The 20528-nt window shown below is 44.7% G+C and carries 19 protein-coding genes and 1 pseudogene; 13 read left to right on the forward strand and 7 right to left on the reverse strand.

Going from position 1 to position 20528, the window contains the following annotated elements:
• Nucleotides 1-2: 2 nt before the first annotated feature.
• Both nrfC and L3Q72_RS07960 read right to left on the reverse strand, forming a co-directional pair.
• The gene (nrfC, locus tag L3Q72_RS07955) at nt 3-689 is read right to left on the reverse strand and encodes a cytochrome c nitrite reductase Fe-S protein (protein ID WP_275129422.1); all 687 of its coding nucleotides are present in this window, start codon (nt 687-689) and stop codon (nt 3-5) included.
• Nucleotide 690: 1 nt separating this feature from the next.
• The gene (locus L3Q72_RS07960) at nt 691-1347 is read right to left on the reverse strand and encodes a multiheme c-type cytochrome (protein ID WP_275129423.1); all 657 of its coding nucleotides are present in this window, start codon (nt 1345-1347) and stop codon (nt 691-693) included.
• Nucleotides 1348-2022: 675 nt separating this feature from the next.
• Between L3Q72_RS07960 and nrfA the strand changes: the two genes are divergently transcribed.
• The gene (nrfA, locus tag L3Q72_RS07965; protein ID WP_275132088.1) at nt 2023-3429 is read left to right on the forward strand and encodes an ammonia-forming nitrite reductase cytochrome c552 subunit; all 1407 of its coding nucleotides are present in this window, start codon (nt 2023-2025) and stop codon (nt 3427-3429) included.
• Nucleotides 3430-3649: 220 nt separating this feature from the next.
• Complete coding sequence (locus L3Q72_RS07970) at nt 3650-4333, forward strand: hypothetical protein (protein ID WP_275129424.1); 684 nt, start codon at nt 3650-3652, stop codon at nt 4331-4333.
• Here L3Q72_RS07970 and L3Q72_RS07975 read toward each other — a convergent pair.
• Complete coding sequence (locus L3Q72_RS07975; RefSeq protein WP_275129425.1) at nt 4308-4949, reverse strand: hypothetical protein; 642 nt, start codon at nt 4947-4949, stop codon at nt 4308-4310. The genes L3Q72_RS07970 and L3Q72_RS07975 overlap by 26 nt on opposite strands.
• 224 nt (nt 4950-5173) lie before the next feature.
• Here L3Q72_RS07975 and L3Q72_RS07980 point away from each other — a divergent pair, with 224 nt between their 5' ends.
• Nucleotides 5174-5458: a type II toxin-antitoxin system RelB/DinJ family antitoxin gene (locus L3Q72_RS07980; RefSeq protein WP_275129426.1), complete on the forward strand. Its 285-nt coding sequence runs from the start codon at nt 5174-5176 to the stop codon at nt 5456-5458.
• Nucleotides 5445-5717, forward strand: coding sequence for a type II toxin-antitoxin system YafQ family toxin (locus tag L3Q72_RS07985; RefSeq protein WP_275129427.1), 273 nt, complete (start codon nt 5445-5447; stop codon nt 5715-5717). Before L3Q72_RS07980 ends, L3Q72_RS07985 begins: the two co-directional genes overlap by 14 nt.
• A gap of 57 nt (nt 5718-5774) precedes the next feature.
• Here the strand turns inward: L3Q72_RS07985 and gyrA are convergent, their stop codons facing one another.
• Entirely contained in the window at nt 5775-8390 is a 2616-nt protein-coding gene (gyrA, locus tag L3Q72_RS07990; protein ID WP_275129428.1) for a DNA topoisomerase (ATP-hydrolyzing) subunit A, read from the reverse strand.
• Between the two features lie 312 nt (nt 8391-8702).
• Between gyrA and ubiG the strand changes: the two genes are divergently transcribed.
• The 5 genes from ubiG (at nt 8703) to L3Q72_RS08015 (ending at nt 14584) form a co-directional block, all read left to right on the forward strand.
• Nucleotides 8703-9416, forward strand: coding sequence for a bifunctional 2-polyprenyl-6-hydroxyphenol methylase/3-demethylubiquinol 3-O-methyltransferase UbiG (gene ubiG / locus L3Q72_RS07995; protein ID WP_275129429.1), 714 nt, complete (start codon nt 8703-8705; stop codon nt 9414-9416).
• A gap of 638 nt (nt 9417-10054) precedes the next feature.
• Complete coding sequence (locus tag L3Q72_RS08000; protein ID WP_275129430.1) at nt 10055-10417, forward strand: endonuclease domain-containing protein; 363 nt, start codon at nt 10055-10057, stop codon at nt 10415-10417.
• Nucleotides 10418-10735: 318 nt separating this feature from the next.
• Nucleotides 10736-13018, forward strand: coding sequence for a class 1a ribonucleoside-diphosphate reductase subunit alpha (gene nrdA / locus L3Q72_RS08005; RefSeq protein WP_275129431.1), 2283 nt, complete (start codon nt 10736-10738; stop codon nt 13016-13018).
• Between the two features lie 169 nt (nt 13019-13187).
• Entirely contained in the window at nt 13188-14321 is a 1134-nt protein-coding gene (gene nrdB, locus L3Q72_RS08010; RefSeq protein WP_275129432.1) for a class Ia ribonucleoside-diphosphate reductase subunit beta, read from the forward strand.
• Between the two features lie 2 nt (nt 14322-14323).
• A complete protein-coding gene (locus L3Q72_RS08015; RefSeq protein WP_275129433.1) occupies nt 14324-14584 on the forward strand; it encodes a 2Fe-2S iron-sulfur cluster-binding protein in 261 nt (86 codons plus the stop codon).
• Nucleotides 14585-14672: 88 nt separating this feature from the next.
• On the opposite strand, the gene L3Q72_RS08020 is transcribed toward L3Q72_RS08015, so the two are convergent.
• On the reverse strand, nt 14673-14993 hold the full coding sequence (locus L3Q72_RS08020) for a hypothetical protein (protein WP_275129434.1): 321 nt from the start codon (nt 14991-14993) through the stop codon (nt 14673-14675).
• 294 nt (nt 14994-15287) lie between these two features.
• Nucleotides 15288-16523, reverse strand: a complete 1236-nt coding sequence (locus tag L3Q72_RS08025; RefSeq protein WP_275129435.1) for a CinA family nicotinamide mononucleotide deamidase-related protein — start codon at nt 16521-16523, stop codon at nt 15288-15290.
• A 270-nt stretch (nt 16524-16793) separates the two neighbouring features.
• Between L3Q72_RS08025 and L3Q72_RS08030 the strand changes: the two are divergent.
• From L3Q72_RS08030 to L3Q72_RS08045, 4 genes and pseudogenes are all read left to right on the forward strand, one after another.
• Nucleotides 16794-17471 (forward strand): annotated as a pseudogene (locus L3Q72_RS08030) (DUF3943 domain-containing protein); the annotation flags it as partial.
• 203 nt (nt 17472-17674) lie between these two features.
• A complete protein-coding gene (locus tag L3Q72_RS08035; RefSeq protein WP_275129436.1) occupies nt 17675-18193 on the forward strand; it encodes an ACT domain-containing protein in 519 nt (172 codons plus the stop codon).
• A gap of 192 nt (nt 18194-18385) precedes the next feature.
• Complete coding sequence (locus tag L3Q72_RS08040) at nt 18386-18646, forward strand: AbrB/MazE/SpoVT family DNA-binding domain-containing protein (RefSeq protein WP_275129437.1); 261 nt, start codon at nt 18386-18388, stop codon at nt 18644-18646.
• Nucleotides 18639-18980: a type II toxin-antitoxin system PemK/MazF family toxin gene (locus tag L3Q72_RS08045; RefSeq protein WP_275129438.1), complete on the forward strand. Its 342-nt coding sequence runs from the start codon at nt 18639-18641 to the stop codon at nt 18978-18980. The genes L3Q72_RS08040 and L3Q72_RS08045 overlap by 8 nt, the downstream gene beginning before the upstream one ends.
• Nucleotides 18981-19075: 95 nt before the next feature.
• On the opposite strand, the gene L3Q72_RS08050 is transcribed toward L3Q72_RS08045, so the two are convergent.
• Nucleotides 19076-20482, reverse strand: a complete 1407-nt coding sequence (locus L3Q72_RS08050) for a phosphomannomutase CpsG (RefSeq protein ID WP_275129439.1) — start codon at nt 20480-20482, stop codon at nt 19076-19078.
• Nucleotides 20483-20528 lie beyond the last annotated feature (46 nt).

Consider the following 20528-nt stretch of genomic DNA (forward strand, 5'->3'; position numbering starts at 1 on the left):
GATTAAATCTCCCCTTTCTGATGTGGAACTTTGTAAAGCTTAGGATTAGTACCTAAGTGCGCTTTCTCGCGGAATACCACTTTGTCTTTCAGTACTGCATTAATTTCTGAGTTTGGATCGTTAAGATCACCAAAAGTCAGAGCCTTGGTCGGACAAGCTTCAACACAGCCAGGAAGTTTACCTGCTGCCAGATTAGTATCACGACAGAAGTTACATTTCGATGCAGAACCCTCGATAGGATGGAAGAAACGCACCTGATAAGGACAAGCCACAATACAGTAGCCACAGCCGACACACTTATCTTTGTCTACATCAACAATGCCGGTTTTCTCATCTTTATACGCCGCACCGGTAGGACAAACCATCACACAAGGCGCGTTGTCACAGTGCTGACAGGAAACACGGGTAAAGCGGTAATCCACATTCGGGTACTCACCCTGAGGTTCACTGCGTTCAATTTTCAGGCGGGTAACACCTTCAGGAACCGAGTTAACTTCCCGGCAGGCATCCACACACGCAGTACAGCCAATACATTTAGTTTCATCATGCACCATGCCGTAGCGCTTATCGCCATCTTCCATGGTGTTTGCCAGCACTTTATTGCCGCACACCATGCTTGTACCGGCCACACCAGTAGTCACAATGACTGCACCGGCACCAGTAAGGAAATTTCGTCTTGAACAACTCATCTTACTCTGCCTCCTGCTTTTGCATTAGCTGGTTGAAGTCAGAGTGACAGTCAACACACATCTTAACCTTAGTTTTGTGGTCATCGAAAAGAAGGACATTCACGCCCGGATCTTTAGGCTTTCTTTTCTTAACCAGCTTAACTGGTTTATTTTTAGATGAAAGGTGGACATCGTGACAGTTAGAACAGGTAAGATTCAAAGCGTGTACATCATGAGTCCAGTTCGCTTCCTGAAGTTGCTTCGGCTCGTGACAATCCACACACATCTGATTGGCCTTAAGCACTTCATCCTGAGTCAGCAGTTTTTTCTTAGTTCCCTGTTTAGACTGAGCAGAGGAATACTTAACCACTTTGTCAGACTTTCTTCTGTGCTTAGAACCGATTTTATTGTGGCAATCAACACAGCTGATGGATTTGCCAAGAATATTTGCAGCATCTTGCCCGTGGGTGACATGCTGTGACTTAGAAGCCTGTTTATGACACTGAAGACATCTCTTGTCACTTTTGGCAAGTTTTAGCTTCACCGTTTTTGTGGCTGTTTCAGACTGTTCGGCAGTACTACCTGTCGCAGCCACAGCCTGATTCACTGAAAAACCATAGAGACATAATATAAGAAGACTCTTGAGTATTACGGCTATGGTCAAATTACTATTGGCCATATTATTCCTTTATATCTTTGTATGTTGACAACTCACAATGTAAAAAAAGTATAAAACAGCCAATATTACAAGCCTGTTTTCTTAAATACTCTTCCACTGAAAGTAAAATATTTACTCAACTCCTGTAATCGAAATAATAATTGCAGGACGCAACTAAAATTTGGAGCTTTTACAAGCCCCAAATAATAATAATTCCCATTTCTAAATAGCCACAACGCTAGTGGCGTTATTATATAAGTATCTTTTTATTTCACACAACAAAACAGCATGCGTTTTAGTGAGCCAGATCAAGTATTCCACCTTATTAACTGATTGAAAGTTAGGCGGTTTTAATTGGATAAACTCATCAATAATATTAAATGAAAATGAATACCTAATTAGGGTTATTTGACAGCTAATAAGTTACTGATCACCTTTTATTATTTTTCAGCAAAACACCCCCAATACCCCTTTAGGGTTAAATAAATTATTTCGTGTTCCAGATCACCTGTATAAATTGATCTAAAACAAGTTTGAAAAATCTCCCAAATACAAAAGTAAAATCCTTAGCTAATATTACGTCTGTAATACTCAATATCCTTATTTTTAAACTAGTCCACAACGCTGGTAAAAGTAACGGAGTTTTTTGGGAATAAACAATACAAACATGGAGATAACACCATGAAAAAGCACTGGATGACGAAATCCCTATCGATTTTGGCTGCTGGCATGCTATTTGGTGCAGCAAATGTAGCTGCAGCAGATAAAATAGGTGATCCTCGAAACGAACAGTTCGAAGCATCACATGCAGATCAATACGAGTCCTGGAAGGCAACTTCTGAAAGCTCAGAAATTGAAGATGCACTGGCGCATGATCCAAATATGGTAATTATGTGGGCTGGCTATGGTTTTGCAAAAGACTATAACAAAGCTCGCGGTCACTTCTACGCAGTGAATGATGTTCAAAACACACTACGTACCGGCGGTCCTGTTGATGAGAAAACTGGTCCAATGCCAATGGCTTGTTGGAGCTGTAAGAGCCCTGACGTAGCTCGCGTAATCGATGAAAAAGGTGAAGACGGCTACTTCCAAGGTAAGTGGGCTCGTCTGGGTCATGAAATCAATAACGCTATCGGTTGTTCTGACTGTCACAACACTAAGAGCGATGACTTCAAGAGCGGCGAATCTGCTGAGCTTATGCTAACTCGCCCTTATGCAGAGCGCGCATTTGCAACTATCAACATGCCATTTGATGAAATGGACGATGCTGATAAGTCAGTAGCTGTTTGTGCTCAGTGTCACGTAGAATACTACTTCACTGGTCCTAACAAGTCTGTGAAATTCCCTTGGGACAACGGTACTAACGTTGACCAGATGGAAAAATACTACGACGATCTTAACTTCAAAGACTGGACACACAAAGTTTCTAAAGCGCCTATGCTGAAAGCACAGCACCCTGGCTTTGAAGGTTGGAAACTTGGTATCCACGGTAAGAACGGCGTTGTTTGTGCAGACTGTCACATGCCTAAAGTTGAAAAAGCTGACGGTACAGTTTACACAGACCACAAAGTGGGTAACCCACTTGACTCGTTCGACGTAACTTGTGCTCAGTGTCACACTCAAGAGAAAGAGTTCCTGCAAGGTGTTGTTTCAACTCGTAAAGCTCAGGTTACTAACATGAAGCTTACTGCTGAGAAACACATCGTAGCAGCTCACTTCGAAGCTGGTGAAGCCTGGAAAGCTGGCGCAACTGAAGCAGAAATGAAAGACATCCTGATGGATATCCGTCATGCTCAGTGGCGTTGGGACTACGCAATTGCATCTCACGGCGTTCATATGCACGCTCCTGAAGTTGCTCTTGAAATCCTGGGTACTGCTGTAGATGCAGCAACAGACGCTCGTACTAAACTTGCTCGTCTTCTGGCTAAGAAAGGCATCACTGATCCAATCCAAATCCCTGACATCTCTACTAAAGAGAAAGCACAAGCTGCTCTGGGTATGGACATGGATAAGATGAATGCTGATAAGAAGAAATTCTTAGAAACTCTTGTTCCTGAGTGGAAGAAGAAAGCAGAAGCTCGCGAAGCGAATTACAACTACTAACGCTTCTAAATAACTCCGTTAATCCCCAAAGCCAGCAGATTTCTGCTGGCTTTTTCCTTTCCGCTATTCAGTAAACAAATACCTGCCACTTAAATCATTTGCATATTTAACTCTTTTATTAGATTTTACATTTTTATGACAGTCAAAATGATCTAGATCACAGTTCTCAATTTTCTTCGAAATACCATTAGCCGTATTGTTACAACAAGAAGAAATAATAATGATAAAACTTGAACGGTCTAAGTTGGATCTTTGGAATGACGCTAATGTCCGGGAAACAGTAGCGCATCCGGAGATTAATCAGATACTAAAAGCGCGGTTTCTAACCTTTATCGATTTCTTATCCGTCTCATTACTCGTGATATTGACCGTCTACCTTGACTGCATCGTTTACGCAGACTCCTTGAGCGAATCATCGTTAACCGAACTGAGTCAGCAAATTCTGGCGGGAGTCGCAGCTTACAGCTTTCTCGGCGCTGCCTTTAAGCAATACCCTTTTAACAGAGCAAAATTTTTGTTTGGTTGCTTTTATGCTGTCATTTTTGTCCGGGAAATGGATCACTGGCTGGACTTTGTCGTACATGGATTCTGGGCGTTCCCTGCCCTGCTTATTGCAGGCATAGGGCTCTATGTGTTTTTCAGCAAAATGAGTGTAAGTCACAGCCAGCTACTTAGCCTTCTTACTAACAAACACTTTGGGTTGCTGATCCTCGGTACCACGCTTTTGGTCGTATTCAGCCGGTTGGTCGGGATGGGAGATTTCTGGAAAGCGGTAATGGACGACAACTACGTCCGGATTGTAAAACAGATAGCAGAAGAAGGCACAGAGTTGCTGGCCTACTACCTGATAGCACTTGCATCGGTGAAGATCTGCAAGCCTACAACATCGCCTTCGCTCTATTAATTGAGTTGATCACTGTAACCCGGTCCAGACCCTGGCGTTCTGAATCCAGAATCTTCTGCCAGGTGTCTATCGCCTCCTGATAACGGAAACTGATAAAGTGGTCGTTACCAATCAGCATCAGCGCAGGGTAATTAAACTCATCCTTCTCTAAGGCTTCCGTTAAAAGCGCCTGAATATTTTTATTTATTCTTTGTGAGTTGGCGTAATAATCTGCGGTAGCTTTTGCCGCTAATACAGATGCCGCTGGCGTATCTTCAAGGCGAAGTACATAACTAAAGCAAAGGGAAGCATCCTCAAACCGGTCTGAAGCCAGATAGCCGTGACCCAGTTCGTACCAAAGCTTAGAGTTGTTTCTGTCTTCTCTTAACTGATTCTCAATCTGCTCAATTAGCTCGTCGACCGTTTTAGGTTCTGCTTCAATTTTTTGCTCAGCTTTTTGTTGTGCCACTTCCAGCTTCTCCGACTGGTCAAACTCTGAAAACCAAAGCACCAAAGTGACAGCACCAACCGACAAAGCAAACACCAGTGACGTTCTGGCAGCCGCTTTTCTGCCGAAATATTGATGACTAACAAAAATAAAAATAACCGCAAGGATACAAAGAGTTATAACTGGCATACGACAGACATTATCAGAAATTAGTGATAGGAATAATAACATTACTGCCAGCAAAAAGTTAGATAAGACTCGTAATTACAAGCTGTAGAGATCACATACATTTCCGTTAAAGAATATCCTCTAACGAATCATCTTAATGGGAGACCTGGATGGAAAATAAACCATACCGGCAAACTACGAGCCCGTGCTACAATGTAATACATAGTAATACACGGAACGATTTTATGAAAACCGAAATGCTAAGTACCCGAATTGATCATGACACCAAAATGGCCTTTACTCAGATCTGTGATGATGTGGGATTAAGTCCTTCACAAGCACTCAAACTATTCGCTAAGGCAGTAATTAATCACGGCGGCATTCCGTTTGAGATAAAAGCACCTCAACCTAACACCACAACTGTGCAAGCCATGGAAGAACTCGCTCAGGGTAAGGGTCATAAAGCGGAATCGGTTGATGCTCTGATATCTGAACTCACGGATAGTAAAGTTAGCCATGTACGCTCTTGAGTATTCCACTCAGTTTAAGAAAGACTTCAAGAAGGTAACTAAAAAGCCTATTTCTGACATCATGGAAGTTGGATATGTAGTATCAAAACTGCAGAGAGGTGAAACACTTGAAGAGAAGTTTGTAGATCATCCATTAACAAGTAATTGGGCTGGTTTCAGGGATTGTCACGTAAAACCTGACTTAGTATTAATCTATAGAATAGAACACAGCACACTACAACTAGCCCGGATAGGCACACATAGTGAATTATTTGGGTAATTAGCAGACAAAAAAAATGGGCTAAAACCAGCCCATTTTTCATTTCAGTAGAAAAGATTACTCTTCGCTGTTATCCGCGTCCGCTTCAGGAGCAACTGCTTCTGGTGCTTCTGCACCTTCGGCTTCCTCTTCCGGAAGTTCTGCTTCTTCAACTTCGTCGATACGCTGCAGGCCAACTACGCTTTCATCTTCAGCGGTACGGATTAGCGTAACACCCTGGGTATTACGGCCAACCTGGCTTACTTCAGCAACGCGGGTACGAACCAGTGTGCCAGCGTCGGTGATCATCATAAACTCATCACCGTCTTCCACCTGAATGGCACCAACGACAGGACCGTTTCGCTCAGAAACCTTAATAGATACAACACCCTGTGTTGCACGGCCTTTAGTCGGGTACTCTTCAAGCTCAGTACGCTTACCGTAACCATTCTGAGTGACTGTCAGTACATCGCCTTCGTTAGCAGGAACGATAAGTGAAACCACCTGATCGTCATCTGCCAGCTTCATACCACGAACACCGGAAGCGGTACGGCCCATTGCACGAACCAGTTCTTCCTTAAAGCGAACCACTTTACCCTGCTTCGAGAACAGCATAATGTCGCTATCGCCATCAGTGATATCAACGCCGATCAAAGAATCATCTTCACGCAGGTTAACAGCGATCAGACCGTTAGAACGCACGTTTGCAAACTGATCCAGTGATGTCTTCTTAACAGTGCCGTCACCGGTCGCCATAAAGATAAACTTATCTTCAGAGTATTCAGATACCGGCAGAATCGCAGTAATACGCTCGTTCTCTTCCAGAGGAAGGATGTTAACGATAGGTTTACCACGCGCAGTACGGGTAGCCTGAGGCAGTTGATACACCTTCAGACGGTACGCCTTACCACGGGTAGAGAAACAAAGAATATTGTCGTGAGTATTGGCCACCAGCAGACGTTCGATGTAGTCTTCATCCTTCATCTTAGTCGCGCTCTTACCTTTACCACCACGACGCTGCGCTTCGTAATCACTTAGCAGCTGGTACTTAACGTAACCTTCGTGTGACAGCGTAACCACAACATCTTCCTGAGCAATCAGCTCTTCCATGTCGATATCGTGCGAAGCTGCTGTGATTTCAGTACGACGCTCATCACCAAAGCCTTCACGAACCGCTTCAAGCTCTTCGCGAATCACTTCCATCAGACGCTCAGTGCTGGCAAGGATATGCATCAGCTCAGCGATTTCTTCCAGAAGTGCTTTGTATTCGTCCAGAATCTTCTCATGCTCAAGGCCGGTTAGTTTCTGCAGACGAAGATCAAGGATTGCCTGAGCCTGTTGCTCTGTCAGGTAGTACTGACCATCGCGAATACCGTATTGCGCTTCAAGCCAGTCCGGACGAGCCGCATCTGTACCTGCACGCTCCAGCATTGCTGCTACGTTGCCAAGATCCCAGCCGCGTGAAGTAAGACCTGCTTTTGCTTCCGCTGGCGTCGGCGCACGACGGATAAGCTCAATGATTTCATCGATATTTGCCAGTGCAAGTGCTAAACCTTCAAGGATATGAGCACGGTCACGGGCTTTACGAAGTTCAAAGATAGTACGACGAGTCACAACCTCACGGCGGTGATCAACGAAGCACTTCAGCATCTCTTTCAGGTTGAACAGCTTAGGCTGGCCATTGTCCAGCGCAACCATGTTGATGCCGAAAGTAGTCTGAAGCTGAGTCTGAGCGTACAGGTTGTTCAGTACCACTTCGCCCACAGCATCACGCTTACATTCGATAACAATGCGCATACCGTCTTTGTCAGACTCATCGCGCAGTGCACTGATACCTTCAACTTTCTTATCTTTAACCAGCTCAGCAATCTTCTCGATTAGACGAGCTTTGTTCACCTGATAAGGAATTTCAGTAACAATGATGGTCTCTTTGCCATTCTTATCGGCCTCGATATCCGCTTTAGAGCGCATATAGATCTTACCGCGACCAGTCTTATAAGCATCAACAATGCCTTTACGGCCACTGATTAATGCTGCTGTCGGGAAGTCCGGACCTGGAATGTACTGCATAAGTTCATCAATAGTGAGGTCTTCATTATCAATGTATGCAAGGCAACCATCGATAACTTCCGTCAGGTTATGTGGCGGAATGTTGGTTGCCATACCTACCGCGATACCGGACGAGCCGTTAACCAGCAGGTTAGGAACTTTTGTCGGAAGAACAGCAGGAATTTGCTCTGTACCATCGTAGTTTGGTACATAATCCACTGTTTCTTTATCAAGGTCAGCCAGAAGTTCATGCGCAATTTTAGACATGCGAACTTCGGTATAACGCATCGCAGCTGCTGAGTCACCATCGATAGAACCGAAGTTACCCTGGCCATCACAAAGCATGTAGCGCAGCGAGAATGGCTGAGCCATACGTACGATTGTGTCATAAACAGCACTATCACCATGCGGGTGATATTTACCGATCACGTCGCCCACAACACGGGCAGATTTTTTATATGGTTTATTCCAGTCGTTACCCAGTACATTCATCGCGAAAAGAACACGACGGTGTACAGGTTTCAGGCCATCACGCACATCAGGAAGAGCACGACCCACGATTACAGACATCGCGTAGTCCAGGTATGAACCTCTTAGCTCATCTTCGATATTAACGGGCGTGATCTCTTTAGCTAGATCGCTCATAGAGCCAATATCCCTCTATAGTACAAGGTCGAAAAATATAACATAAAACTCGCCGGATCGGCATAACTTTCCCTCTTCTTTTATAAGCTTGTGAGCAAAGTTTTGCTGAAGTCGCACAGAAAACACACAATTGATATCTATCTTTCTGAAAAATGGCGTATTTTCAGTCCAAAAATAATCAGATTAAAAGTAACCAAAAAAGCAGGATGCATCTGTTTCATCTATTTGTATATAATCGGTTATACCAATACCAGTAATTAGCTGTTCAGTGATTGGTATTAATTAACCTCTATCAGAAAAAGAATCAAAATCATGACTCCAGAGACTCAACAAGCAAACGTCGACCCGGCAGAAATCAAAAAATTTGAAGATATGGCAGAGCGTTGGTGGGATTTAGAAGGCGAATTCAAGCCGCTTCACCAAATTAACCCCCCTCGCCTGCAGTACGTTTTAGAGTGCGCTGACGGGCTGTTTGGCAAAAAAGTTCTGGATGTCGGCTGTGGTGGTGGAATCCTTTCAGAAAGCATGGCAAAAGAAGGCGCGGACGTTACCGGCTTAGATATGGGTAAAGAACCGTTGCAAGTCGCAAAGCTGCACGCTCTGGAAAGTGGCATAAAAGTGAATTATATCCAGCAAACCATTGAAGAGCACGCCGAACAGAACCCGCAGCAATACGATGTGGTTACCTGCATGGAAATGCTAGAACACGTGCCAGATCCGCTTTCTGTAGTTCAGTCCTGCGCCAAACTGGTAAAACCCGGCGGGCATGTCTTCTTCTCAACCCTGAACAGAAATATTCAATCGTTCCTGTTCGCCATTGTCGGCGCGGAATACATCACAGGAATAGTGCCCAAAGGCACGCACGATCACAGCAAGTTTATTAAGCCTTCCGAATTGTTGAGATTGATTGATAAAACACAGCTAACCGACAGAGGAATTACCGGAATTATGTATAACCCTCTGAAAGACTCGTTTTATCTTGGGAAGCGGGTTGATACTAATTATATTGTTCATACTTCGTTTTAGTTCAAATAATTCACACAGTAGAAGTATCAGAGCTGACTCTTATACACAAAAGCTAACGTGACCAGAGAACGGTTCTCCCCCTTAAGTAAAAAAGCCTAACTGATTGATAAAGCTAATAGAAGGGGGAGTTAGAGGGGGTTGGTTACACGAAACTTTTCTAATTCGCAAAACCTTGAACCTCTAAGAAACAACCCCTCCCAGCCTCCCCTTCGATGTTACTTCTTTGAAAATCCAGCCTTTCGAGGCTAAGGGGAGGAGTGTTCTTTAACTCCTTGAACTTGTGTATAAAAATCAGCTCATGACTGACTCCTATACACAAAAGCTAACGTGACCAGAGAACGGTTCTCCCCCTTAAGTAAAAAAGCCTAACTGATTGATAAAGCTAATAGAAGGGGGAGTTAGAGGGGGTTGGTTACACGAAACTTTTCTAATTCGCAAAACCTTGAACCTCTAAGAAGCAACCCCTCCCAGCCTCCCCTTCGATGTTACTTCTTCGAAAATCCAGCCTTTAGTGGCTAAGGGGAGGGGCATTCTTTGACCCGTTAACCATCTGTAAATATTCGATACTCTTCCCATCAAATCATACTCACAGCATACCGGCGCACCGTTACTATCACCCAAAACACAGGAGTATGTACATGTCCAAAGCAGCTCGAGTTTTCAACGCTCCCTTCAACACAAAATTCAGAAAAAAGTTGAGACTAAACATGCCAGAGCCAGAAAGAAGGCTATGGAACCACATAAGAAAACAGCAAATTGGAGCAAAATTCCGCAGGCAACATGGAATAGGGCCATACATTGTCGACTTTTATTGTCCTACGTATAAATTGGTGGTGGAAATTGACGGAGACTCCCACTATTTGGGCACGGAACAACAGCGAGACCGTATCCGCGATCAATACTTGAAACAAATAGGACTAAAAGTATTACGGTTTACAAATGCTGATATTACGGATGAACTCACCAGTGTCCTGGAAAAAATCAAGCAAAATATTTACTAATTTCTTCTCCCTGAACAAATAACAACCATCATAATTCCCCGGTCAAATGCCACCTAATTGCATCAGTTAGGAGCCACTAACAAATGCAATTTCATCTTAAGTTATCCACAGTTCATTCAACTACATATAGGTTGAAATCCGCTGAAGAACCCTCTATCTTGTAACCAGCTCAACGAATTGACCCCATATATAGTATTACTTAAGTAATCCGGGGCACTAATAACAAATTGAAACTTTTAGTTATTGCTCCTGCAATTTCAGGGATAGCTGTGTCTAAAACGTTTTAGAAAAAAGTTAGTCTTAAAGGAAAACAACAAAATGCACCGGCTCACCGTCACTAAAAGGGATGGTCGTAAAGAAAATATCGACCTGGAAAAGATCCATCGCGTCATTACCTGGGCAGCAGAAGGCCTTGATAACGTTTCTGTCTCTCAGGTAGAAATCAAATCTCATATCCAGTTTTACGATGGCATCACCACTACGGATATCCATGAAACCATCATCAAATCAGCAGCGGATCTGATCTCGGAAGAAACGCCGGATTACCAGTACCTTGCTGCCCGCCTTGCTGTATTCCACCTGCGCAAGAAAGCCTACGGCCAGTACGAGCCACCAGCACTTTTTGACCACGTTACAAAGATGGTGGAAACCGGCAAATACGATAAGCACCTTCTTGAAGATTACACAAAAGAAGAGCTGGATATCCTAGACAGCTTTATCGATCACAAGCGTGACCTTGATTTCTCTTACGGCGCGGTTAAGCAGCTGGAAGGCAAATACTTTGTTCAGAACCGTGTAACCAAAGAGATCTACGAAAGTGCGCAGTTCCTTTACATCATGGTTTCTGCCTGCCTGTTTGCTAAGTATCCTGCGGAAACACGCCTGGATTATGTGCGCCGCTTTTACGATGCTGTTTCTACCTTTAAGATTTCTCTGCCAACACCAATTATGTCTGGTGTGCGCACCCCTACCCGGCAATTCAGCTCCTGCGTTCTGATTGAGTGTGATGACAGCCTGGATTCCATAAACGCAACCGCAAGTTCTGTGGTTCGTTATGTTTCTCAGCGTGCCGGTATCGGCATCAACGCAGGCCGTATTCGAGCGCTTGGCTCCGAGATCCGCGGTGGCGAAGCATTCCACACCGGTTGTATCCCTTTTTATAAGTACTTCCAGACAGCAGTAAAATGCTGCTCACAGGGCGGTGTTCGCGGTGGGGCGGCTACCGTTTTCTATCCAATGTGGCACGGCGAAGTGCAGTCACTCATGGTTCTTAAAAATAACCGTGGCGTAGAAGAAAACCGGGTTCGACACCTGGACTATGGCGTACAGATTAACAAAACCATGTACAGCCGCCTGATCAAAGGTGGAGATATCAGCCTGTTCTCACCATCAGACGTACCTGGCCTGTACGATGCCTTCTTCGAAGATCAGGAGAAATTTGAAAAGCTATACGCTCAGTATGAAGCGGACACATCCATCAAGCGTGAAACAGTAAAAGCTATCGAACTCTTCTCTCTGCTGATGCAAGAGCGCGCCTCAACAGGCCGTATTTACGTGCAAAACGTAGACCACTGCAACACGCACAGCCCGTTTGACCCAAGCGTTGCGCCTATCCGCCAGTCTAACCTGTGCCTGGAAATCGCGCTGCCGACAAAACCACTGGACAATGTGGAAGACGACTCAGGCGAAATCGCACTTTGTACCCTGTCTGCATTTAACCTGGGTGCAATCAAATCTCTGGATGATTTTGAAGAGCTTTCAGAGTTGGTTGTCCGCGCACTTGACGCCCTTCTGGATTATCAGGACTACCCGCTTCCGGCTGCGTACAAATCAACAATGAACCGCCGTACACTGGGTGTTGGCGTAATCAACTACGCTTACTACCTGGCAAAAAATGGCGTGAAATATTCAGACGGCAGTGCAAACGGCCTGACTCACCGCACCTTCGAAGCGATGCAGTACTACCTGCTAAAAGCCTCGATGGAACTGGCAAAGGAGCAAGGCGCATGCCCATCATTTAACGAAACGCGTTACGCTCAGGGCATTCTGCCTATCGATACCTACAAAAAAGATATCGACCTGATCTGTGACGAAGCACTTCACTACGACTGGGAAACACTACGCACAGAAATCCAGCAAAACGGCCTGCGTAACTCAACCCTGACAGCCCTTATGCCGTCGGAAACCTCATCCCAGATTTCCAACGCCACTAACGGTATCGAACCACCGCGCGGCTTTGTCTCTGTTAAAGCCTCAAAAGACGGCATTCTTAAACAGGTAGTACCGGATTACGTCAACCTGAAGGACAACTACGAACTGCTGTGGGATATCGGTAACAACAACGGCTACCTTCACCTTGTCGGCATAATGCAGAAGTTTATCGACCAGGCGATTTCCGCCAACACCAACTACGACCCGGCCAGATACGAAACAGGCAAAGTACCAATGAAAGCCCTGCTTCAGGATCTGCTTACTGCTTATAAGTTTGGGGTTAAAACGCTTTATTACCATAACACAAGGGATGGGGCGAGTGATGAGCAGGGGGGTAAGGCCCCGGTTGTGGAAGCGGATGATTGTGAAAGCGGGGCGTGCAAGATATAGGCCCTGGGCCCTAGGTATCCGGGCTTTGGGGTTCTCTGGCACAGAAGCTATCACGTCTAAATTGAACTAAGTAATTAAAACTTAAAGAACAGCCTCTAACATTCGAGCGCTCTTCCCAGGGCCCAGGGCCTAAAAACCCAGGGCCCCAAAATCACCAAAGGTGAATAAAATGGCATACTCTACCTTCTCCCAAACAAAAAACGATCAACTAAAAGAGCCGATGTTTTTCGGTCAGCCGGTAAACGTGGCGCGTTACGACCAGCAAAAATTTGAAATCTTTGAAAAGCTGATTGAAAAGCAGCTTTCCTTCTTCTGGCGTCCGGAAGAAGTGGATGTTTCCAGCGACCGTATTGATTACAACAATCTGCCGGATCATGAAAAGCATATCTTTATCAGCAACCTGAAATATCAGACCCTTCTGGATTCAATCCAGGGACGAAGCCCGAATGTTGCGCTTCTGCCTCTGGTTTCACTGCCGGAAGTAGAAACCTGGATTGAAACCTGGTCCTTCTCCGAGACCATTCACTCCCGTTCCTATACGCATATTATCCGTAATATCGTTAATGACCCGTCTGTAGTTTTTGACGATATCGTAGAAAACGAGCATATCCTAAAGCGCGCTAAAGATATCGCGCACTACTATGACGACCTGATTCAGTTGACTAACGACTACCACCGCTTTGGCGAAGGTACACATACCATCGCAGGCGAAAAGGTCGAAATTAAGCTAAGCGATCTCAAGAAAAAACTGTATCTGTGCCTGATGTCGGTTAACGCGCTGGAGGCCATCCGCTTTTACGTTAGTTTTGCCTGCTCATTTGCCTTTGCTGAGCGTGAGCTGATGGAAGGTAACGCGAAGATAATAAAATTAATCGCCCGCGATGAAGCCCTTCACCTTACCGGCACTCAGCATATGCTGAACCTGCTGCGTAACGGACAGGATGACTTTAGCTTCCTGCAAATTGCAGAAGAATGTAAACAGGAATGTTTTGACCTGTTCAAAGCCGCAGCTGAGCAGGAAAAAGAGTGGGCAGAATACCTGTTTAAAGACGGCTCAATGATTGGTCTGAACAAGGATATCCTTTGTCAGTACGTTGAATACATCACCAATATCCGTATGCAGGCTGTAGGTCTGGATGCCGCCTACCCTGGCGCGACATCAAACCCGATTCCATGGATTAACGCATGGCTATCATCTGACAATGTACAGGTTGCCCCACAAGAAGCGGAGATCAGTTCATACCTTGTCGGTCAGATTGATAATGAAGTGACGGCTGATGATTTTGGGGATTTCGAGTTGTAGTTATGGGCCCGAAAATAACCATCAACAACCTGACTAGCATCCCCACCGATGCGTCCCTAACCCTCCTGGAATCCATGGAATCCGCTGGGCTGCGTCCCGAATACCACTGCCGTGACGGGCACTGCGGTGCCTGTCGTTGTAAGCTGGTTTCCGGGGAAATTGAAGAAACCGGGTTTAAGATGGCGTTTACTCAGCCGGAAGAGATTTTGCCCTGCATCAGCAGGGCGAAAACGGATCTTGTGTTAGTGAATGTGAACCACTAAGCCAATATCGAGCCCAGAAAAAGAAAAGCCCCACCATCAGGCAGGGCACAAATGCAATTTGATGTATAAACGCAGTGGCCAATCCCAATCAGGTCAAAGCCCAGTCTGCATAACTATCCTGACGGTCAAAATTGACGAATTCCTGGAGCAACTGGCTGAACTCCAGGTCTTGCTGCTTTCCCAACACAATTTCAGCGTGTTCCTGAGTTACTTTCTTAGAACCGATCTTACGACCGTCATCATCGACTAGTGTTAACTCATAACCCGCAAGCTCTGACGACTCTGTATCAAAAGGTAAACTTACCCAAAGTGAAATCACATCCATCTTTTTGCTGCTGCTGGTTTCGCCAAGAAGAACGTGATCTCCTGATACCTTATACCAAACTTCTATTTTAGAGTTATTCTGCATAAAGGTTCCTCCCTAACCCTCACATGGAATGCTCAACACTATTTTAACTTGAGCATAACTTTAGTTTATTCCTTTTATTTATAAACGCTAGCAGGAGATCACAGATCAGATCAGTAGATCCGGAAAAGTACATTTTTAACAGCAAGTTAACATATAGAACAATATGTTATATTGAATTGAATTTTGACCGGAAAAATCGTTATAACTCGTATGAAAAAAGGGCTTTTGGACACAGGTAAACCATCCATTCAGCCCTTAGTTTATCGGCACTTCAGCCTTATTCCAAAAAATATCTTACAAAGCACTTGATGGAATAAACAGTTCTTTTTCTCGTTCAATGAAGGTGTACTGACCGAAAACCGATTTGCCTTCCAGACGTCTTCTCAGCATATCCAGAACCACAGTGGAAACCAGTTTACGCAAATCTTCGGTCTCATAGGCACGCTTAATACGGATGATTTGCCCCCAGTCCCCTTCTGCCATGGACATAGCAACCGCAATAGTATTGTCTTCAAGCTTACCGGTTGAAAGCCCTATCTGAGTGCCGGTTTTTTCGCGAATGGAAGCAGCCAGTGCCAGCGCAGAAGCCAATGCCTCCTGCTCAAAACCTTCCAGCTTAGAACTGGCAGACAGCACCCAAGACTGCCCCATCACAGACTCCAGATGTGCTTCCGAGCTCATCCAGCTGGAAAGATACCCGCCGGTAGAACGCTCAGAAACGGAAACGCGCAGACTATTCTCAGCCAGCACAGAACCAATATTGGCAAGAAGCGGCTCATCCACACTCACTACATTGTCGGCAAGGTGACCATAAACAAGCTGCAGGATCTTCATCCGTACCTCGTCCTGCCCTGCCGGGCCAAACAGCTTCACTTCAATAAAAGGCAGCGAAGAGCGGTAACCAAATTCATACCCTTCCGGAAGTTTAATCTTGTTCAGAAGATCGGAAATGCCTGACTCAGAAAGACCAAAAGTATAAAGTCGTGTTACCTCATTCGCCTGAATACCCTCAACCGACGCTTTAATATCCGGCACAACCTGAGACTCAATCATCACCTTAAATTCACGCGGTACTCCCGGTGTAAAATAGAAGGTCGCCATATTGATCTGCATCTTAAAGCCACAAGCTGTACCAATCGGGTTATCCACTATTTCAGAAGATGCTGGCAGCACAGCTTGTTTTATGTTGCTCTCAGGCATCTTTCTGCCCGTTTGCTGGTAAAACGACTCAATGCGGGTAAGCCACTCTTTAAACAGAGTCAGCTCCTCTTCTGCTGCCTCTGCTGCCGCTTCTGCGGTCAAATCGTCAGAGGTTGGCCCCAGGCCGCCATTTACAATAACGATATCGTAATTCAGGCTCAGGTTAATAAACTCATTTACCAGCGACGATTTCTGATCACCAACCGTCGAGCGCTTACTTAGCGCCAGGCCTTCTTCATAAAACTTTCGTGATAACCAAGCAGCATTTGTATCTACAATGTCTCCGTGCAGCACCTCTTCTCCGGTGCTCAGCATTGCTATTCTTTTCATTGGCGCGCCTTATCTTTCACTTCAGATATCTATTCTAACTTACTGACTCAACTCACTATTGTAGAGCAATCTTAACCAAGTTCGGAACAAGAATTTACCTGACTCTGTTCTCATAACATGAATCATAGTCAATAATTACTAATAACTTTAAGTTAATCAGCCCGTTAACAAGGGAAATTTGTGATAAAAAAAATCATCGCTTCGGGATTGTGTCTGGCGACTGCATCAATGTTTGCTGCAGAACCACCAGCAGAAAAAGGATCCGAGCTCTACCTTACCGTAAAACCAGAAAAAGACTGGCAATACCTTAAAGAGCAGACCTACACCATTTTAGGTCTTAGTGTGGCAACAGCTGGCCTGATGACCTTTCTCCCGGAAAGCGTCACTAAATGGGACACTGACGAAACCAGCTTGGGTGATCTTGGCGAACAGTGGAAAGACAACGTAACTGACGGCCCGGTATGGGACAAAGACGAGCACTACCTCAACTACATAATGCACCCCTACTTTGGCGGTGTGTATTACACCTCTGCCCGTCACGCAGGCTTTACCAAATTTGAATCCTTCGTCTACTCCTGGACCATGTCCACTTTCTTCTGGGAATACGGCGTAGAAGCCTTCGCAGAAACCCCGTCTTATCAGGATCTGTTTATCACACCATTTTTCGGAGCCCTGGCGGGCGAGTTAATGCTGGGAGCTGAGCAAAATATAGTTGCAAGTGGCGGAGAAGTCTGGGGATCAGAAACGCTCGGCAATGCTTCACTATTCCTGCTAAACCCGGTAGGCCATATCCACTACTGGATAACTGATACCTGGGGAGACGAAACAGAATTTAACCTAACAACCGACCAGTGGCTAAACAACTCAAACGCAGCCAGTTTCGCCATTGATGCCGGAGCACCCTATGATTATCAGTTTGTTGGCGTTGAATTGAAGTTAAAATTTTAAACTCGCAAATGCACAAAATGCGTATCACATATCATTCTTTAAAACTCCTTATCGACCGAACTTCAAAAATCAGACAAGTGTCATACTTTTCAGTCAGTTACTCTCTAAACTAAAGGAAACAAAGGAATTCATGCACTTAGGTTTATTGCTCTATTTCCATCATTTTTTCGATTTAAGTGCGCTAATCTGATATGGAGGGTTCTATGAACACTACTTTCATTGTTAATTTTGTAGGCAATGCTTCACCTTCAACAATTAAACAACTGGCAGCTACCACGCATGAAAATGATGGCAAATGGCTAATCAGTAAAGTCAATTTTATAGAAAATCAGGTCGCGGCAGTCATTAAAATTGAACTACCGGAAGAGAACGAAGAAAAGGTCAAAGAAGCCTTCAGAGAAGTGCCTGACCTGTTAGTTCGCTTTGTAGAGGCCGGTGACACCGCTCACGACAAAGACGAAATCTACCAGCTAAGATTCGACTCAGAAGACAGAGCCGGTGTAGTGAATGAAATTACTCAGGTACTGGACGGCCAGGGCATCAGCATTTTAGATATGGACTGCCAGCGCGTATTTATCGCCAGCGGTGGTGGCGTAAGCAACAGCCTGTTTACCGCCAACCTGGCAATCCGCCTTCCGGCTGAAGTCAGCATTGATGATGTAACCAAAGAGCTGGAATCACTAAGTGAAGATACAAGGGTTATTTTAACCAGCGAAGAATAGCTTTTCCCTCAGCAACTTACCCCTCCCCCTCGTTCCCACGCTCCAGCGTGGGAATGCATACCAGAGCTAAACAAATCAAACTATTTCAAACTATCCGATTAATCCCAAACGTTAATATCACGCAAAGAAGGTTGAATATGTAAGTACAGAGTTCTAACATTAGTAATAACACTGTACATACTAGGATATCTTATGATTCGAACATTGGTCTCAATGGGGAACTCAACCGGAGTCGGTATTCCGGCCGAATTCCTGGCTGAATTAAACATTAAAAAAGGCTCAAAAGTGAACGTAATTACAGAGAACGGCGAAATCCGAATTAAACCAATAAAAGCAAAGCCAAAGTACAACATCAATGAATTAATGGCTAATACTGATTTTGAGGCACAGAGGCAAGACCCTGATTTAAAAGAATGGAATAACATGTCACCAGTAGGTCGTGAAGATGTCTAAGTATTCTTTCAATCAATCTTCTATTGTTCATCTGGATTTTGACCCATCATCAGGTCGAGAAATGAAGGGCGAACACTTTGCTCTTGTTATTTCCAACGATACATTCAACCAATCTGAAATGGCGATGGTGTGTCCCATAACACAAGGGACATACCATCGCGAAGGTGGATTCACAACAACACTAATGGGGACAGGTACCAAAACACAAGGCGTCATCGTTTCTAACCAAGCCCGTATCCTTGATATGCGAGAACGTAGAGCCAGATTCATCGAATATGTAGATTATGATGTTCTCAGTGAAGTCCTTGCAAAAGTACAAGCTATCATCGATTAACAGAGTTACTCAAAAGCCCCATATTTCTCATAAAAGCCCCCCTCTTAGCTCTTGCGAACCTAGCAAAACCCCTTTTCCCAGCTCCTAAGAAGCAACTAATAAACAGGTGCGTATACAGGAGTATATCCGGCTAAAATGCGGCTGATTTCCGTAATTTTTCTGCCGACTAACTCAGAGTCAGCTTCTGACTCTACATTTAACTTAAGCCCGGGCTGAAAATCGGACGCTCGAATATTGAACCGCCACGCAGCATCATAACTCTCGAACTCCATGCCTAACCCATCTATCTTATCAATCCTGGAGGCCTTGTAATGATAGAATTCGTAAACACGCTGAATCGCTTCTCTACGATCTTTCGTATTCACATGGATTTCGCCAGAAATTGGATGGGCATCAATCCTATTCATCAGAAGTGCAGATAGCCTTTCACCGGAAGAAGAAATTAATTCGGCAATCAACAACCAGGGGATCATACCCGAGCTGCCATAGTCAAAATCCCTAAAGTAATGATAAGAAGCCATATCACCACCGTAGATAGCATTCTCCTTACGCATATTTTTTCGGATATAGTCGTCCCCTACTCTGGACTTAACCGGAATGCCACCATTGCGCCTGACGATAGCTTCTGTGTTCCAATAAGCTCGCGGATCACTAATGATTTTCTGGTCTGCATCAGCTTTAAGGAATAATTCAGCCAGCAAACCCACAATATAATAACCTTCAATCTGACGGCCACTTTCATCAAACAGGAAACAGCGGCAAAAGTCATGATCCCAGGCGATACCAAAATCTGCCTCATGTTCCATAATCGCATCGGAAGTGGCATCCAGGGTATCTTTTAAAGAGCCGGAATTGTTCGTAAGTAAAGGCTCATCATCTTGATTTTCCAGCTTAACAAAAGTCACCGGAATATCCCGCACCTTAAAGCGCTTTTCAATCTGGTTAATAACCCTGCTTGCCGGAACATTATTGGAATTAACCACAATTTTTAGTGGCTCAAGGTTTTCTAATTGGATATAACTAAGCAGATAAGAAATGTAATCAGGCAGTACACTCCGGTTAACACATACCCCTTTACCAATAGGGTTAATAAAGCTGCCACTTTCAGCGATTAACCTGACACCTCTGAGAAGCTCTGGGGCGCTTTCTTCTAATGAGTCTATTCCAAGAAATTTGAGCCCGTTATAAGCCGGATGGTGGTAGCCTATAACGCATATCCCGGCATCAGCTTCATAATACCGTGTTGCAAAGCGCACCTCTTCAGAGCTGACGGCACCAATATCAAGAACTTCAATGCTAGCATCCCGTAACCCATCGCAAACCGAAGCTTTCAATTTTTCTGAAGAAATCTGATTATCGCTGCCTACTACGATTGTCTTCGCTTTTGAAAGCTGACCAAACGCACGACTAACGCGATATACAACATCCGGTGTGATTTCTTTGCCACGCTTTCCATAAATGCCCGAAGAGTTAAAGCACGATATTTCCATTTTTTTACGCATATTCAACCTGACCCTGTAAAATCACCGCCTGAAGTTCTGAATCGAG

Origin of the sequence: Vibrio sp. JC009 (assembly GCF_029016485.1) — a bacterium.
Taxonomy (GTDB): Bacteria; Pseudomonadota; Gammaproteobacteria; order Enterobacterales; family Vibrionaceae; genus Vibrio.

Coding starts and splice junctions, on each gene's coding strand:
- L3Q72_RS08020 (WP_275129434.1), bottom strand. CDS start 14,993: ATGCAGAATAACTCTAAAATAGAAGTTTGGTATAAGGTATCAGGAGAT.
- L3Q72_RS07985 (WP_275129427.1), top strand. CDS start 5,445: ATGTACGCTCTTGAGTATTCCACTCAGTTTAAGAAAGACTTCAAGAAG.
- L3Q72_RS07970 (WP_275129424.1), top strand. CDS start 3,650: ATGATAAAACTTGAACGGTCTAAGTTGGATCTTTGGAATGACGCTAAT.
- nrfC (WP_275129422.1), bottom strand. CDS start 689: ATGAGTTGTTCAAGACGAAATTTCCTTACTGGTGCCGGTGCAGTCATT.
- L3Q72_RS08025 (WP_275129435.1), bottom strand. CDS start 16,523: ATGAAAAGAATAGCAATGCTGAGCACCGGAGAAGAGGTGCTGCACGGA.
- L3Q72_RS07960 (WP_275129423.1), bottom strand. CDS start 1,347: ATGGCCAATAGTAATTTGACCATAGCCGTAATACTCAAGAGTCTTCTT.
- ubiG (WP_275129429.1), top strand. CDS start 8,703: ATGACTCCAGAGACTCAACAAGCAAACGTCGACCCGGCAGAAATCAAA.
- L3Q72_RS07975 (WP_275129425.1), bottom strand. CDS start 4,949: ATGCCAGTTATAACTCTTTGTATCCTTGCGGTTATTTTTATTTTTGTT.
- L3Q72_RS08000 (WP_275129430.1), top strand. CDS start 10,055: ATGTCCAAAGCAGCTCGAGTTTTCAACGCTCCCTTCAACACAAAATTC.
- L3Q72_RS08035 (WP_275129436.1), top strand. CDS start 17,675: ATGAACACTACTTTCATTGTTAATTTTGTAGGCAATGCTTCACCTTCA.
- L3Q72_RS08015 (WP_275129433.1), top strand. CDS start 14,324: ATGGGCCCGAAAATAACCATCAACAACCTGACTAGCATCCCCACCGAT.
- gyrA (WP_275129428.1), bottom strand. CDS start 8,390: ATGAGCGATCTAGCTAAAGAGATCACGCCCGTTAATATCGAAGATGAG.
- L3Q72_RS08050 (WP_275129439.1), bottom strand. CDS start 20,482: ATGCGTAAAAAAATGGAAATATCGTGCTTTAACTCTTCGGGCATTTAT.
- L3Q72_RS08040 (WP_275129437.1), top strand. CDS start 18,386: ATGATTCGAACATTGGTCTCAATGGGGAACTCAACCGGAGTCGGTATT.
- L3Q72_RS07980 (WP_275129426.1), top strand. CDS start 5,174: ATGAAAACCGAAATGCTAAGTACCCGAATTGATCATGACACCAAAATG.
- nrdA (WP_275129431.1), top strand. CDS start 10,736: ATGCACCGGCTCACCGTCACTAAAAGGGATGGTCGTAAAGAAAATATC.
- nrdB (WP_275129432.1), top strand. CDS start 13,188: ATGGCATACTCTACCTTCTCCCAAACAAAAAACGATCAACTAAAAGAG.
- L3Q72_RS08045 (WP_275129438.1), top strand. CDS start 18,639: ATGTCTAAGTATTCTTTCAATCAATCTTCTATTGTTCATCTGGATTTT.
- nrfA (WP_275132088.1), top strand. CDS start 2,023: ATGACGAAATCCCTATCGATTTTGGCTGCTGGCATGCTATTTGGTGCA.